The 13,815-nt window shown below is 59.4% G+C and carries 15 protein-coding genes; 13 read left to right on the top strand and 2 right to left on the bottom strand.

Annotated elements, in window-relative coordinates; genetic code table 11:
• Positions 1-116: 116 nt before the first annotated feature.
• Entirely contained in the window at positions 117-497 is a 381-nt protein-coding gene (locus AQ981_RS08970) for a VOC family protein (protein ID WP_058911412.1), read from the top strand.
• On the opposite strand, the gene AQ981_RS08965 is transcribed toward AQ981_RS08970, so the two are convergent.
• Positions 494-1,138, bottom strand: a complete 645-nt coding sequence (locus AQ981_RS08965) for a helix-turn-helix domain-containing protein (RefSeq protein WP_058911411.1) — start codon at positions 1,136-1,138, stop codon at positions 494-496. The genes AQ981_RS08970 and AQ981_RS08965 overlap by 4 nt on opposite strands.
• Positions 1,139-1,880: 742 nt before the next feature.
• Here AQ981_RS08965 and acpS point away from each other — a divergent pair.
• The 8 genes from acpS (at position 1,881) to AQ981_RS08925 (ending at position 10,099) form a co-directional block, all read left to right on the top strand.
• Positions 1,881-2,249 (top strand): holo-ACP synthase, encoded by a 369-nt coding sequence (acpS, locus tag AQ981_RS08960; RefSeq protein ID WP_058911410.1) that lies wholly within the window; start codon positions 1,881-1,883, stop codon positions 2,247-2,249.
• 22 nt (positions 2,250-2,271) lie between these two features.
• Entirely contained in the window at positions 2,272-3,030 is a 759-nt protein-coding gene (locus AQ981_RS08955) for an SDR family oxidoreductase (RefSeq protein ID WP_058911409.1), read from the top strand.
• A 17-nt stretch (positions 3,031-3,047) separates the two neighbouring features.
• On the top strand, positions 3,048-3,644 hold the full coding sequence (locus tag AQ981_RS08950; RefSeq protein WP_071608848.1) for a 3-hydroxyacyl-ACP dehydratase FabZ family protein: 597 nt from the start codon (positions 3,048-3,050) through the stop codon (positions 3,642-3,644).
• Positions 3,645-3,662: 18 nt separating this feature from the next.
• Entirely contained in the window at positions 3,663-3,986 is a 324-nt protein-coding gene (locus AQ981_RS08945) for a phosphopantetheine-binding protein (protein WP_058911408.1), read from the top strand.
• On the top strand, positions 3,983-5,194 hold the full coding sequence (locus AQ981_RS08940) for an aminomethyl transferase family protein (protein ID WP_058911407.1): 1,212 nt from the start codon (positions 3,983-3,985) through the stop codon (positions 5,192-5,194). The genes AQ981_RS08945 and AQ981_RS08940 overlap by 4 nt, the downstream gene beginning before the upstream one ends.
• Before the next feature lie 84 nt (positions 5,195-5,278).
• Complete coding sequence (locus AQ981_RS08935; protein WP_058911406.1) at positions 5,279-7,843, top strand: beta-ketoacyl-[acyl-carrier-protein] synthase family protein; 2,565 nt, start codon at positions 5,279-5,281, stop codon at positions 7,841-7,843.
• Positions 7,840-9,057, top strand: a complete 1,218-nt coding sequence (locus AQ981_RS08930) for a beta-ketoacyl synthase N-terminal-like domain-containing protein (RefSeq protein ID WP_058911405.1) — start codon at positions 7,840-7,842, stop codon at positions 9,055-9,057. The genes AQ981_RS08935 and AQ981_RS08930 overlap by 4 nt, the downstream gene beginning before the upstream one ends.
• Positions 9,047-10,099 carry a hypothetical protein gene (locus AQ981_RS08925; protein WP_058911404.1) on the top strand — a complete coding sequence of 351 codons (1,053 nt, stop codon included), beginning with the start codon at positions 9,047-9,049 and terminating at the stop codon, positions 10,097-10,099. Before AQ981_RS08930 ends, AQ981_RS08925 begins: the two co-directional genes overlap by 11 nt.
• 29 nt (positions 10,100-10,128) lie before the next feature.
• On the opposite strand, the gene AQ981_RS08920 is transcribed toward AQ981_RS08925, so the two are convergent.
• Complete coding sequence (locus AQ981_RS08920; RefSeq protein WP_058911403.1) at positions 10,129-10,317, bottom strand: hypothetical protein; 189 nt, start codon at positions 10,315-10,317, stop codon at positions 10,129-10,131.
• A gap of 29 nt (positions 10,318-10,346) precedes the next feature.
• Here AQ981_RS08920 and AQ981_RS08915 point away from each other — a divergent pair, with 29 nt between their 5' ends.
• The 4 genes from AQ981_RS08915 to AQ981_RS08900 are packed head-to-tail and all read left to right on the top strand — an operon-like array spanning position 10,347 to position 13,797.
• Positions 10,347-11,057, top strand: a complete 711-nt coding sequence (locus AQ981_RS08915; protein ID WP_058911402.1) for an ABC transporter ATP-binding protein — start codon at positions 10,347-10,349, stop codon at positions 11,055-11,057.
• Positions 11,038-11,703, top strand: coding sequence for a hypothetical protein (locus tag AQ981_RS08910; protein WP_058911401.1), 666 nt, complete (start codon positions 11,038-11,040; stop codon positions 11,701-11,703). The genes AQ981_RS08915 and AQ981_RS08910 overlap by 20 nt, the downstream gene beginning before the upstream one ends.
• On the top strand, positions 11,700-13,025 hold the full coding sequence (locus AQ981_RS08905; RefSeq protein ID WP_058911400.1) for an ABC transporter permease: 1,326 nt from the start codon (positions 11,700-11,702) through the stop codon (positions 13,023-13,025). The genes AQ981_RS08910 and AQ981_RS08905 overlap by 4 nt, the downstream gene beginning before the upstream one ends.
• A 19-nt stretch (positions 13,026-13,044) precedes the next feature.
• The gene (locus AQ981_RS08900) at positions 13,045-13,797 is read left to right on the top strand and encodes an SDR family oxidoreductase (RefSeq protein ID WP_058911399.1); all 753 of its coding nucleotides are present in this window, start codon (positions 13,045-13,047) and stop codon (positions 13,795-13,797) included.
• The last annotated feature ends 18 nt before the right edge of the window (positions 13,798-13,815 follow it).

Raw genomic sequence — 13,815 nt, 5'->3', positions numbered from 1 at the left:
GCAATCCCCTTCAGGCGCGCCTCGCGCTATCTCTTTCCCCTGTCGTTTTTATCCAATACCGGCACCCCGCCCGGCGCTATAACTAACGTGACACAGAGCCAACGGGAGTAACTGATATGCAATTTGCCTGGACCATTCTATATGTCGATGACGTACCACAGATGCTGGATTTTTATCACCGCGCGTTTGGTTTTGAGATCCGCTATTTACACGATGATAAAAACTGGGGAGAGCTGGACACTGGCGCGACGCGGCTGGCATTCTGCTCCAGAAAGCTCCTGGCGCAGTCAGGGATCGCTGCGGGGCGCAGCGATTATCGCCACCCGACGTTTGAACTGGCCTTCACCACCGATGATGTTGCGGCGGCCCTGAACCAGGCCCTGGAGGCCGGAGCCCACACGGTTTCCGGAATTGAGACCGCGGCATGGGGACAAACGCTATGCTACGTCGCGGATCCGGAACATAACCTCGTGGAGATTTGCACCCCCCTGAATTAATCGTAGCCTTTAACAAACGCCTGCTGCCAGCGCGTATCAGTACGCAAAGCGGCGGGCGTTATTCCCAGCCACAGCCGGAACTCGCGGTTCATATGCGACTGGTCGCAATAGCCGCCATCCAGCGCCACCTCTGACAGCGCGCTCCCGGAAGCCGCCAGCATGGCCGCGGTTCGCCTCATACGTAACAAACGCAGCCAGAACAGCGGACTCTTGCCGGTTTTACTTTTTACCAGCCGCTCAAAGGTGCGCCCGCTAACCCCCAGCAGTTGACTTGCCCCGGACAGATCGCCGATTTCCTGTAGCGCCTGCAATGCCTCGGCAAGTTGCCCGTCGACGCTGACCGTATCGTGGATAATCGACATCAGCCGCGGATGGTCCGGCGTCAGGCGCGGATCATCAAGATAACGGCGCAATCGACCGCCATCGATCACACAGTCCGGCCGCAGGCGAAACCCTTCATAACGATCCCCGGCGGCGCCTTCTACCCGATAAGCACAGCTATCGAGCTCAGTGAGCGTTAACTTCCGGCGCCACTCGCCATGGTGGAAAAAAATGATATCCCGACAACCGTCCGGAACCACCACGCCACGGGCCGCTTCCCGGTAGTGCACCCGCCAGTGCTCCACAATCAGCTGCTGCATGTTTTCTTGCCCCCGCCTTTCCCCTGCTCCTGGTATTCTGACTCTGTCACCCCGCGATGAAAAGCGATCGCCAGCACGGAAATCATCCTGCCCTACGGTTTATTTTGTCCGCAACGTGCCCCGGAGCCTGGGCCGCCAGGCCCCGCCACTGCGCAGGCCTGGCTCACCGGGAAAATTCCCGCGATTCCGCGATCGCCGCTCCTGACACCGGCCATCCCATGACGCAAACTAAAATAACTCGCGAACCGGGATATTCACAGAGCACTATCAGGAAAATACATCCCCGGTAAAAATATAATCTTTAGATTAGCGAAAAATACCGTTTCTTTCGCGAGATATTACTGCGTAATTTTTTTAAGAATATTCATCAAACCAGATAAAATGAACTGAAAAATGACAAATCAATCAATACACAATAAATGCTTTTCAGATGTTTCTAAATATTTGTCAGGTTGCCATTCACATTCATCATGCTAATAATAAAAGAACACACAGCATAAGAACTAATAAATAAAGGATTTAAAAAGTGAACATCTTCAGTCGAAAAATTAAACACGGACTACCCTGATCTGGTTTTTCATCCTCTATCGACGCCGTTTTTTTATACGCGCAATACTATTTGAAGATCCGGCTATCGATATTGATATATTTAATTTACATCTTCTCAAATAACGTGCCAGATAAAATCTCACGGCGTGAATGCGTATTATCTGAGAAATATCATAATCAGGGATAAGTGCGAATGAATATTGGCGTGGATATTATCGAAATCGATCGCGTTGCCAGCGCATTGCAACGTAGCGGCACCCCATTAATTGAACGCCTGTTGACCCCACGGGAGCGCACGGAAATCGGCGATCTCAGCGCCAATTGCGAACGACTGGCCGGATTCTGGGCCGCCAAAGAGGCCGCCGTCAAAGCCCTCGGCACCGGATTTCGTCTCGGCATCGCTTTTCATGATATTGAAATACGCCACGATGAACTCGGCGGCCCGTATTATCAGTTTACCAGCCAGTTCGCCAGACTCATGCTGGAGCGCCATTTAACTCATGCGTCCCTGAGTATCTCCCATTGTAAATCACACGCGATTGCCATGGCGGCATTCAACTAAACTCACCAGGAAAAGGCGTATTATGCGGTATATATACCCGGAACTGAGCGGAAAAAACGTGCTAATTACCGGCGCCAGCGGAGATATCGGTTTAGCCATATGTGAGAATTATCTCAATCAGGGTGCGCAGGTGTATGCCATTTATCATCACGACAGTAGCCGGCTGGAAAATTTAAAATCCAGCCATACTGAAGGTAACGCTTTACATCTCATCTCATGCGATATTAGCGATAATAATGCAGTTGGTGAGATGATCAGAAAATTAGAGCAGCATACCCACGCAATTCACGTTCTTATCAATAATGCCGGTATCTATAAAGACAACATTTTCTCTGCGATGAGCTATGAGGAATTCGACCGGGTTATTCAGGTAAATCTCTACGGCACATTTAATGTCACCCGGCAATTACTGCCGCTGCTGCGCCACGCGCGCGGCGCCAGCGTGGTCAATATCTCTTCCGTCTCCGGCGTGACCTCCAGTTTTGGGCAGACCAACTACAGCGCCGCGAAGGCCGGAATTATCGGCTTTACGCGCACATTAGCCAATGAAATGGCCAGTAAGGGAATTCGGGTGAACGCGGTAGCGCCCGGGATGATCGAATCGCGGATGGTCAAAAAGGTCCCGCGCCAGACGGTACGCACCGTGTTATCCGCTATCCCGCTGAAGCGACTCGGCCAGGCCGATGAGATTGCCAACGTGGTGGCATTTTTAAGTTCCGACGCCTCCAGCTACATCGTCGGCCAGACCCTGGTCGCCGATGGTGGTCTGGTAATGCGTTGATTGATAAGGGATGTTCAATGGCTAATTACACTAAAACTCTGGTTTCCCCGTCGCTGCTTTTGCGTATCGGCGCCTGGCGCGCGCCAATTTTTATGGTCGATCGTATCGTCGATTTCACGCCGGGAGAGCGCGGTTCCATCACGGTGATCAAACACGTCACCTTCAATGAACCCTACATTCCCGGGCATTTCCCGGATAACCCGGTGATGCCTGGCGTAATGATCGCCGAGATCTTCGGCCAGGCCAGCGAATACTTCTCGCTACTGTGCGACTACTGCCAGCGCCACGAAAAAGACACCGGTACGGCGCTGAAGCGCTTTGACGATATCGCCCGTTCGCTGGTTCAGCCGGAAGGTGTGGAGCGGATAGTCGAAGAGCGCGAGCGCGTCGGCGGCTTCCTGGCATCGCAGGATCTGAAGTTCCGCCATGTCGTCACCCCGGGCGATACCGTCGAAGTCTGCAGCCGGCTGGTGATGGCCGATGTCAACGGCTTCCACCATTACGATGTGGAAGCGCGCGTCGGTCGGCATGTCGCCAGCTCCGGACGTATCGTCAATTTCCGTATCGATCGCGAACTGGCGAAAAGCAAAGGCACCCCTACCCCCATTCACTGATTCAAAGAGAACGCCACCATGAACAATGGACTTATTAGCGCAATCGATAAACGCAAAGCGGTACTGGAAAGCATCAAAACCGGGCTTATCGAACGCCTCAATCTTTACCAGAACAGCCAACAAATTGATGACGACACACCGCTATTTGGCAGTGGACTGAAGCTTGACTCCGTCGACGCCACCGAGGTGATCGTACTGCTGGATGAAACCTTTGGTATTCGCGTCAAAGAGGGCGATGACCCTTCCTGGATGCGCAGCGTCAACACGCTGACATCATTTGTCATTGAAAGACAACAAGCCATGGCACTGGACCAGCACAGCGAAGGAATGGAAAACGCATGAAACTCAATACACTACATCAACAACGCGGCGCCACCCTCGGTGAACGTAACGGTGTCGCAATCCCGTTACGCTATTCAGATGCCGCAACGGAACACAACGCGCTGCGTAAACACATCCTGCTGGCCGATTATTCGCACTTTGGCATTGCCGCCATTAACGGCGAAAGCGCCTGGGAATTGCTCAACCAGGTGGTGTCCGGCGATGTCTCTTCCATCCGCGACGAACAGGCTATGTACAGCCTGCTGCTTGACGACGACGGCCAGGTTAGCGCCGATATGTATATCGCCTGCGATGATGAACGCTTTCTGTTGATCAGTGAATGGATGACCGGCGAGGCGCTGTGCGAGGTACTGCGCAATCAGTTGGCCGGCAACGAAGAGACCTTCGAAGACATTGAGTCGATCGAATCGCTGAGCCCGCAGTGGGGCATCCTCCACTTCGAAGGTCCCTACGCCTGGGAGTTGCTGGCGGAAGTCTACGGTATGGACGTGATCGGCCTGCCCTTCCAGGAGCATATGCACGTCGATAACGACCTGATTCTGCTGCGCAGCGGCAAACACGGCGAATACTCCTACAAACTCATTGGCCCGCGCGACGAGCTGGCGGAGGTCTGGGAACAGATGCTGGAGGCCGGCGCCAAATACGATCTACAGCCCGGCGGGCTGGATTATCAGGTCCAGGCGCGACTGGAAAACCCGTGCTGGGAACCCGGGATGTTTAACGACTACACCCGTTGCCCCATCGAACTTCAGATGCAGTGGGCGCTGCGCTACGACAAAGAAACCTTTATCGGCCTAGATGCCGTCGCCCGCCGGGTGGAACAGGGTCCGGGCGCGCGGGTGGTGGGGATGAGCCTGCCGGGCAGGCCCGCCGCCAGCCTACCGCAGCGCGGCGACCAGGTGCTCCTCGACGGTCAGCCGATCGGCAGTGTGATTACCTGCGGCTACTCGGCGGATCTCGACGCCTGCATTGGCCGGGTGCTGTTGCAGGACGCCTGGGCCTGGGCGGATATTGACGCCTACCAGATCCAGACCGCCGACGGGATTATCGCCTTTAACACCTGCGCGGTGCCCTTCGTGCGTAACTACAGCTTCCTGATCAATCCCTCTGAGCACAGCTATGTCGACAGCGCCCGGCCGCGGGATCTGTTACAGCAAATGGAATGGCAGCAACAAAAGGCGCAGCAAAGCGGTAGCGAGAGCGAATAACCGCCGTCGCTGCACCCCGGGTGCGCCGCGGCGTACCCGTCTTCACCTTCTTTGACCTCTGGTTGGCCGACACGGAAAAAACTCATGACTGTTACTCGCAAACGCGTGGTGATCACCGGGATGGGGCACCTCTCTTCCATTGCCAGCAATGTGCCTGAATTCAGGCAGGCGCTGTTTAATAAAACCTGCGGCATCAAACCCAGCAAAAAATATTTGCAGTGGTTTGAAGACGCCAACGCCTCAGAGGTACTCCAGCCCCTGAGCTGGCCGGATCTGAGTGACGAAACCGCCGCCTCGCTGGATAACGCCGCCCTGTGGGCCTACAAGGTGGGCCATGAGGCCCTCGCCCAGGCCGATATCCCGCGCGGCGCGCTGCGCGATGGCACTGCGCTGATCATCGGCGTCTCTTCCGCCGGCACCGAAGCCTTTATGCCGCTGATCGAGCGCCAGATGGAAAAGTTTTCGCTGGAGAAAGCCATCGTCTCCGGCAGTTTTGCCTCCTGTAGCGCCATCGTCTCATCGCTGCTAGGGCTGAAAGGGGGCTTCGAACTGGTAGCCACCGCCTGTACCGCCAGCACCAACGCCATGGGGATCGGCTATGACCTGATTCAGAACGGCAAAAACGCCACCGTGCTGGTGGTCGGTACCGAGCCTATCTACCTGCCGACCTTCGCCGGTTTTTATGCCCTGCACGCCATGAAGCGCACCCCCACCAGCCCCTTTTCCGGCACGCCCGGTATGTCGATCGGCGAAGGCGCCGGCGCCCTGATGCTTGAAGAGTATGAGCACGCCGTAGCGCGCGGCGCCACGATTTACGGCGAAATGGTCTCCTATGCCACCTCCGGCGACGCCTGGCACGAAACCGCGCCGGACCCGCGCGGCGAAGGGGCGGTACAGGTCATGCGCCACGCGCTGCGCAACGCCGGCATCGGCCCCGAAGATATTGATTACATCAACGCCCACGGTACCGGTACCGAAGCCAACGATCGCTGCGAAACCCTGGCGATGAAAAAGGTGTTTCCGGACATCATGAATATTCCCGTCAGCTCCACCAAAGCTTATGTCGGGCACAATATCGGTTCGGCGGGAATCATCGAGATGATCGCCTGCTTCCTGACCCTGCCGGAAGGCAAAATTTTACCCACGCTCAATTTCACCACGCCGCGCCCCAACTGCGATCTCAACTACGTACCCAACGACTTCCTCGAAAAGGACGTCAGGCTGTTCATGAAGAACAACTATGCGTTCGGCGGCAACAACTGCTGCATTATCGCCAGCATCAAACCGCAGCAAAGCCCGCCCAGCCACTACCAGGCCAGGCGAGTCGCGATCACCGGCATGGGGGCGGTGACGGCCGTCGGACATACCCTCCGAGAGATGCTGGACACCATGTGGGCGCAGCAGGTGCCGCAAAATACCGCGCTGCACACCCTGCCGCTGGATGAAGAGATGCGCCGCGATCTACGGGAAATTCTCGAACGCATCAACCATAACCGGGACACCCGGGAATATCTGCATCGCCGTTTCGGCGGCATGGATATTGACGCTGAACTGGAGAAAACCGGCGGTAACCACCAGATTAGCGGTCTCGATCCGCGCAAGGTTTTGCGCCGTTTCGATCCGCGCAAAGCCGATCTGATCAGCACCTTCGCCCTGCTGGCCCTGACCCAGGCGATGGCCGACGCGGGACGTAAAATTAAGCGCGACGGCCAGACGCTGGGCATGATTTTTGGGATGGCCAAAGGGCCGCAGTCCACGGTCGATCGCTACCTGAAAAGCCTGTTTCCCGATCCCACCAAAGTGCGCACCTCGGAGTTTCCCGGTTCACTGATGAACGTGATAGCCACCTTCTGTTCGATCTCCGAAAGCATTAAAGGCTATAACACCTCGCTGGCCACCGGGATCAACGCCGGCCTCGGCGCCTTAACGTATGGCTATGAACTGGTGCGCCAGGCATTGCAGCCGCAGGTGATTGTCGGCGGCGCCGATGAAAACATGGGGCCGTTTACTCTGTATATGCAGGCCCTCAGCAGCCCGCTGCAACTGACGCACGACGCCAGCGCCTTCCAGGTGTACAGCGCCCAGCCGCAGGGCTATATCCCCGGCGAAGGCGCCGGAATGCTGATGCTCGAAGACCTCAGCCACGCTCAGGCCAGAGGCGCCGCTGTTCACGCGGAAATCATCGGCTACGGCAAAGCCAACGATGGCTGTTTCTTCCAGCAGCACGATATCACCGGCCGCGCCGCCGCCCAGGCGACCGCTATCCGCCAGGCCCTGCAGGAGGCCCGGCTCGCGCCGCACGAAGTGGATCTGATCTGCGGCACCAGCGATGGTTCAGCCATCGGCAACGGCGCGGAAATCGCCGCGATACGCGATGTCTTCGGAGAGACGGCGCGCAGCGTGCCATTCGTGAACTACAACGCCTGGTTCGGCCTGGTGGAGTCCTGTATCGGCATTCTCAATATCGCGGTCGTGGTGGAAACCATGAAACGCGGAGAAATTCTGCCGATCCCGTGGACCCACCATTTCAGCGCCGACGATATCGCTTTCGTGACCGCGCCGCTGAAGAAAACCGTGCGCACCGCGCTGGTACTTGGCGCCACCGAGGGCGGCAACTACTACAGCATACTGCTGAGGAATGCCGCGTGAACCACACCGTTACCGCCAGCGGCTGGGCGGTGGCCAGCGGTTATGCGCCGGATTTCCCGGCGCTGATCGCCGGTCTGGAGAGCGGGAAACTGGCCTGCGGTTCCCCGTGGTTCAGCGACGACGCCTGGCAGACCATGCGTCTGAAGGTCAACCCTCACGTGGTCGCCGATGCCCGGCCGCGCCCGGCGCCTTTCGATCGCCTGCGCAAGGTTATCGATCGGGCGCTGGCCATGGCGTCGCTGCCGGCAACCGCTCTGGCCGGCCAGCGGGTACGGGTCTATGTCACCGGCAGCGGCGTACGCCCCGATATCGGCGATTTTCTCGGTTATCAGGATCGCAACGACAGCGAAGATTTACTGTTTTTCCCGCAGATCAAACGGCTGCATGCCGACAGCTACGGCCAGGATCTGCTGGCTGATGCGCTGCTCAGGCGCTATCGTCTGAGCTGGCCCCCGGTAGCGCTGTACAGCGCCAGTAACTCGTCGCTGTCGGCGCTGCATCTGGCGCGTACCACCCTCGCCGCCGGCCAGGCCGATCTGGCGCTGGTGCTCGGCTGGAATGAAATGTTGCTCCAGGACATTCTGTTCCTCGGCGGTCAGGACATGCTGGGGGATGGTCAGTCGCAGCCGTTCAGCGCCGCGGACAGCAGCGTTCTGCCCGCCAGCGGCGCCGTCGCGCTGGTGCTGGAAAGCGCGCGGCACGCCCGCCAGCGCGGACTGACGCCACGCCTGGTACTGCACCCGTCGGTCTGCTGCCAGAGCGGCGGCGGCAGCGCTTTTACCGCCGATTTCCGCTCCATCGCCCAGACCCTCGAACAGGCGCTGCGGGCCGCCAGTCTGGCGCCTGACGATATCAGCGCCGTTCTGCCCCACGGCAACGGCATCATCGCCAGCGACAAAGCGGAGGCGATGGCTATCAAAAAAATCTGGGGCCGCCAGGGGATTCCGGTGGTCAGTTACAAAGGGCAGATCGGCTATATCTCGACCTGCAGCGGAGTACAGGACTTGATGATCGCCGCCGACGCGCTATTGCAGCGGCGTCTGCTGGCGCTCACCAGCCGCAGCCAGCCGGACGCCAGCCTTGATATCCGCCTGCACGCCGACGCCGCGCCGTTGCCGCTGGACCGGCCGCATCTGCTGAAATACGGCGCCGGGCTGGATGGTTCGGTGATTGCGCTGGCGATCTCCGCCTGCCGGGAGGTGGATGATGACTAACGCGCGCCCGCCGCTGCCGGAAGATGCCATCTGGCTGGCCGGCTTTGCCCTGTCGGAGGCGAATTCCCCGCTGCTGCGCTTCACCCCGGGCTGGTTCAACGTCTGGGAAGCGGCGCTGTATAACAAAGCGCTGGCCCGCAGCGGCGGCCGCCACTGGCTGTTCCGCCGTTTCGGTACCGAAAGCGATGTGCTGGCGGGCGAAGCGCTGCGCAAAGCCAGCTACCGCGCCTGGCTGAACAGCATGAGCGAAACCTGCGCCCGGGCGGTGTCGCACTGCGGATCACGCGGCGACTTCCGTCTGCGTCACGAACGCAATGCGCTGATTTACGCCGACTCGTGGGGTGAAAGCTCCACCTTTGAAGGGGTCAACAGCTGGCGCGACGCCCTGAGCGTCGACATTCTGCCGAAAAACATTGTCCGTGATTACGCTATCCGCCATTTCACCTGCAAGCTGCGCGGCGAACGCAACGGCCTGCTGGCGGCCCTGCGCGTCGCCCAGGACTGCCTGAACAGCGACATGGCCGACAACGTGATTATCTGCGGGATATTCCGCAGCTTCCCGGCCCTGACCTTCTCCGAGATGCAGCGCTATCCCGCCCCGGGCTACCCCCGCCGCGCCCTGGCCGACTGCCAGGTCAGCGTCGAACGCACCGGCTGCCTGATCCTGCGAAAAACCCCCGGCCCGGGAATTACGCTGCGCCTCAGCCGCTACCAGACGCTGCCGTCGGCGCCGCGCCCCGCGGCGGCGCAGCTCGCCGCGCTGTGGCGCAGCCATCTGGACGCTGACAGCCGCGAAGTGCTCAGCGTCGCGCCGCCCGCTCTGACGATGCATGAGATACAGCGCCGGGCGCTGGCCGCGCTGCCTGGCGGGGTCGGCGGCGTGGCGCTGGCTGACATTTATGGCGACAGCGGCTGCATGAATCCGGCGCTGGCCTGGCAGCACCAGTTGCGATCCGCCGCCCGGCCCGGCCACCGGTTGTTGAGCGTGCTCGACGGCAAAGGCGTCTGGCTGCTGGATAACTGGCTACAGGAAAGCGCGTGATGAAACCTGCCGTTACCGCACTCACCAGATCACTGGCGCCCCGGGCAGTCAGGCCCGCCGCGGATGCGGCACGCTGCCCGATCCGCCTCACGGGCAGCAATACGCCCGCAGGAGAAAATGGTCTCAGCCAGCGCGGGTACGCCGCAGAAAGCCCCGGGCGGCGCAGCGCCACGCTTGCGGAATACCCGACGGGGCGGCGAGTACCGCCAGACGGACATTTACCTTCCCGGGTTGAGGAGAATCGACCATGACGCTACACGACGCCCGCCCGCTGCCGGTGGTCTCTCTGCAACAGGCCAGTAAGCGCTTTGGTAAAGGTCCCGGCGCCATTAGCGCGCTGGAATCCATCACCACTGATATTTACGACGGCGAATTTATCGCCCTGTGCGGGCCATCCGGCAGCGGCAAAAGCACCCTGCTCAACCTGATGGCCGGTATCGACTACCCCACCGGCGGGCATGTGTATTTACTGGGAAACGACCTGGCGACCCTTGACGATACCCGCAGCGCCCGCCTGCGCGCCGACGCCATCGGTTTTGTGTTCCAGTTTTTCAACCTGCTGCCGGTACTGAGCGTGTTTGACAACGTCTATTACCCGATGATGCTCAACGGCTTCAGCCGCCGGGTAGCCCACGATCAGGTCATGGAGATGATCGAAAAAGTCGGGCTGACCGCCCACTACAAACGTCCGCCGACGGCGCTGTCCGGCGGCCAGCAGCAGCGGGTGGCGATTGCCCGGGCGCTGGTTAAACGCCCGCGGCTGATCGTCGCCGATGAACCCACCGGTAATCTCGATACCCGCACCGGCCAGGAGATTATCGATCTGCTGTTATCCATGAATCAGGAACTGAAGACCACGTTCGTTATCTCCACCCACTCACACCAGCTACGGGACTGCGCGCGCCGGGTTCTGGAGATTGAAGACGGGAAATTAAAAAATGATGTTCACCACCTTTAAACGCGCCGCCGCCCTGTTGCTGCTGGGGGCCGCCGCCGCGCAGGCGAATCCGCCGCCAGACGCCGCCGCGCTACCTCTGACGCCGCTGATTCAGGCTATCACCAGCCGGGCGACGCTGAGCGCCCTCGAAGATAGCGTCGCGCAGCTCAAAGCCGAAGCGCAGCGCCATCCGCAACGCCGGATCGCCGCGATGTTTTATGGCTACGGGCAGTTGTTTATCGCCGAACACTACCTGGCGAAGAAAAATTATCTGCGCGCCGCGGAAGCCTCCAAGCAGGGCTTTTTCTCTATTGATGAAGCGGCGGAAAGCGACGAAAACGACTGGCGCATGCGCTTTCTGCGCGCGCGTATGGACGCCTTCGTACCGCAGAACACGGGGCGCTGCGTTGTGGCGCTGGAAGATACCGCCGCGCTGCAACAAGCGCGCGCGCTTCCGGCCTCCCTGCAGCCGATGGTGACGCTGATGCGCGTCCGGGCGCTGGCGGCCTGCGGCAAAACCCACGAAGCCGACGCCGCGCGCCAGGCGCTGGCCGCGTCGGGAGAAGAAGGCGAACGGCTGGCGGCCCTCGGCAACCAGCCGGTTGTCGGCTGGTCGGCGGCGGAGATGGATAACGTCATTCTGCCGCTGGCGGAGGTGAACCAATGAGCAATGCGCTGTTCTGGATATCGAATGCCATTATTGCTTACGCGCTGCTGGTCGTGCTGATCACGGCAGTGCGCAAACCCACCGATATCCGCTACACCTTTCTGAACCTGTTCCGCCAGCGCCGCCGTTCCGGGATTACGCTGCTGGCGATCACCCTCGGCGGCGTGGCGGTATTTATCTTCGGCGGGTTCGTCGATTATTCGTTCTGGGCGCTGCGCGAACAGACCATCCGCACCAATCTCGGACATATCCAGCTCTATCAGCAGGGCTATCTGGACAACAGCGCCGGTAATTCGCTGCAATACACCATCCGCGACTACGCGGCTATCCGCCAGCGGCTGCTCGCCGATCCGCAGATTGCCGCCGATATCAGTACCATCACCGGGCAGTTAACCTTTACCGGCATTATCTCGCGCTACGATACCGGCACCTCAACCTTCTTCACCGGCACCGGGATCGAACCGGAAACCTCGCTGGTGCTCGGCTCGTTCGACACCATTGTTTCCGGTAGCGATCTGTCGCGGGTCAGGCCGCAGGAGATAACCCTCGGCGCCGGGGTCGGCAACGCCCTCTCCGCCGGCTACGGCGACTGGGTGGATATGCTGGTGGTCAACCCGGAAGGGGGGCAGAACGCCATGTCTTCCCGGGTACGCGGCATTTTTCAGTCCGGTATCAAAGAGTATGACGACACCACCATCAAGATGCCGCTACAGACCGCTCAGCGCCTGCTGCAAACCGATGATGTCAGCAAAATCATCATCATGCTCAACGATACCAACCGTACCCCGCAGGTGCTGGCGCGCATTAATCAGTTGATCCAGCAGGAGCGTCTACCGCTGGAAGCCCGCTCCTGGGACGATCTGGCGATCTTCTACCACCAGGTGGTCAATCTGTTTGAAGGGATCTTCTTGTTTATCAAGTCGATAGTCAGCGTCATCGTGGTATTTATGATAGGCAATACCCTGATGATGAATGTGGTGGAACGCACCCGCGAAATAGCCACCCTGCGCGCGCTCGGCCTGAACCGCGGCTATATCGGGCGGCTGTTCGTCCTTGAAGGGATCATCACCGGTATTCTCGGCTCCATTCTCAGCGTCAGCCTCGGCATCCTGATCGCCAGCATTATCAATATCAACGGGATCCCGATGCCCCCGTCCCCCGGTTATACCCAGGGTTACCTGGCCTTTGTGATGTGGGATCAGGATATCCATCTGTTCTGGTTTTCCTGCGCCCTGCCGCTGGTGACGTCGCTGATCGCCTCGATTATTCCGGCACGCCGTGCCTCAAGACTTGTTATTGCCGAAGCGTTCCGCTTCGTGTGACCGCTCAGGGAGAATTGATATGTCAAAGGAACAAACTGTTTTTATCACCGGCGCCGGTCGCGGTATCGGCATGGCGATTGCCGAAACGCTGGCGGCGGACGGCTACGACCTGATCCTCAATTACCGCAAGGAGCAGGGGAAAAGCGCCGCCAATCTGCAGCGCTTTGTCGCCAGCACCCGCAATGTCAACGTACGCCTGGCGCGCGGGGATATCTCTGAACCCCGGGATATCCAGGAGATGATGAAAAAACTCCGCGCCGACGGCGTTGAGCGCATCGATCATCTGGTGCTCAATGCCGCATCCGCGCCGTTCAAACACTTTATGGAGATGACGCGCAACGACTGGAAACTGCTGTTCAACACCAATCTGTCGGGCAACGTCACCTGCGTCCAGGAGATAGTACCGCTGATGCCGAAAGGCAGCACCATCTGCGCCATCTCCAGCCTCGGCAGCCGCCGGGTGCTGGCGAAATATCCGCTGGGGATCGCCAAATCGGCGCTGGAAAACCTCGTCAGCTACCTGGAGGTCGAGCTTTACGATCGCGATATCCGGGTTAACGGCGTGTGTGCCGGCATTGTGGATACCGATATGGCGCCGTTTCTCCAGGAGCTGTGGCCGCAGATGCACCAGCGCTATGAAAACCAGCCGCGCCGCTGGCTGCTGGAACCCCGGGAGGTGGCGGATATCGCGGCGTTTCTGATTTCGCCCCGCTCCCGCGCCCTGCGCGGAACGTCAATCGTCGCCGATCTCGGCATGTTGCTGGAAGCCTGATGCTCAGGGAATGAAAAT

It is taken from the genome of Entomohabitans teleogrylli (genome assembly GCF_001484765.1).
Lineage (GTDB): Bacteria > Pseudomonadota > Gammaproteobacteria > Enterobacterales > Enterobacteriaceae > Entomohabitans > Entomohabitans teleogrylli.
This window is presented reverse-complemented; position numbering and strand designations above follow the sequence as displayed.

Bases quoted from the DNA above. Each gene is read 5' to 3' on its own strand.
- AQ981_RS08955 (WP_058911409.1), top strand. From the start codon at position 2,272: ATGCGGTATATATACCCGGAACTGAGCGGAAAAAACGTGCTAATTACC.
- AQ981_RS08965 (WP_058911411.1), bottom strand. From the start codon at position 1,138: ATGCAGCAGCTGATTGTGGAGCACTGGCGGGTGCACTACCGGGAAGCG.
- AQ981_RS08915 (WP_058911402.1), top strand. From the start codon at position 10,347: ATGACGCTACACGACGCCCGCCCGCTGCCGGTGGTCTCTCTGCAACAG.
- AQ981_RS08910 (WP_058911401.1), top strand. From the start codon at position 11,038: ATGATGTTCACCACCTTTAAACGCGCCGCCGCCCTGTTGCTGCTGGGG.
- AQ981_RS08905 (WP_058911400.1), top strand. From the start codon at position 11,700: ATGAGCAATGCGCTGTTCTGGATATCGAATGCCATTATTGCTTACGCG.
- AQ981_RS08970 (WP_058911412.1), top strand. From the start codon at position 117: ATGCAATTTGCCTGGACCATTCTATATGTCGATGACGTACCACAGATG.
- acpS (WP_058911410.1), top strand. From the start codon at position 1,881: ATGAATATTGGCGTGGATATTATCGAAATCGATCGCGTTGCCAGCGCA.
- AQ981_RS08940 (WP_058911407.1), top strand. From the start codon at position 3,983: ATGAAACTCAATACACTACATCAACAACGCGGCGCCACCCTCGGTGAA.
- AQ981_RS08935 (WP_058911406.1), top strand. From the start codon at position 5,279: ATGACTGTTACTCGCAAACGCGTGGTGATCACCGGGATGGGGCACCTC.
- AQ981_RS08945 (WP_058911408.1), top strand. From the start codon at position 3,663: ATGAACAATGGACTTATTAGCGCAATCGATAAACGCAAAGCGGTACTG.
- AQ981_RS08925 (WP_058911404.1), top strand. From the start codon at position 9,047: ATGATGACTAACGCGCGCCCGCCGCTGCCGGAAGATGCCATCTGGCTG.
- AQ981_RS08950 (WP_071608848.1), top strand. From the start codon at position 3,048: ATGGCTAATTACACTAAAACTCTGGTTTCCCCGTCGCTGCTTTTGCGT.
- AQ981_RS08920 (WP_058911403.1), bottom strand. From the start codon at position 10,317: ATGTCCGTCTGGCGGTACTCGCCGCCCCGTCGGGTATTCCGCAAGCGT.
- AQ981_RS08900 (WP_058911399.1), top strand. From the start codon at position 13,045: ATGTCAAAGGAACAAACTGTTTTTATCACCGGCGCCGGTCGCGGTATC.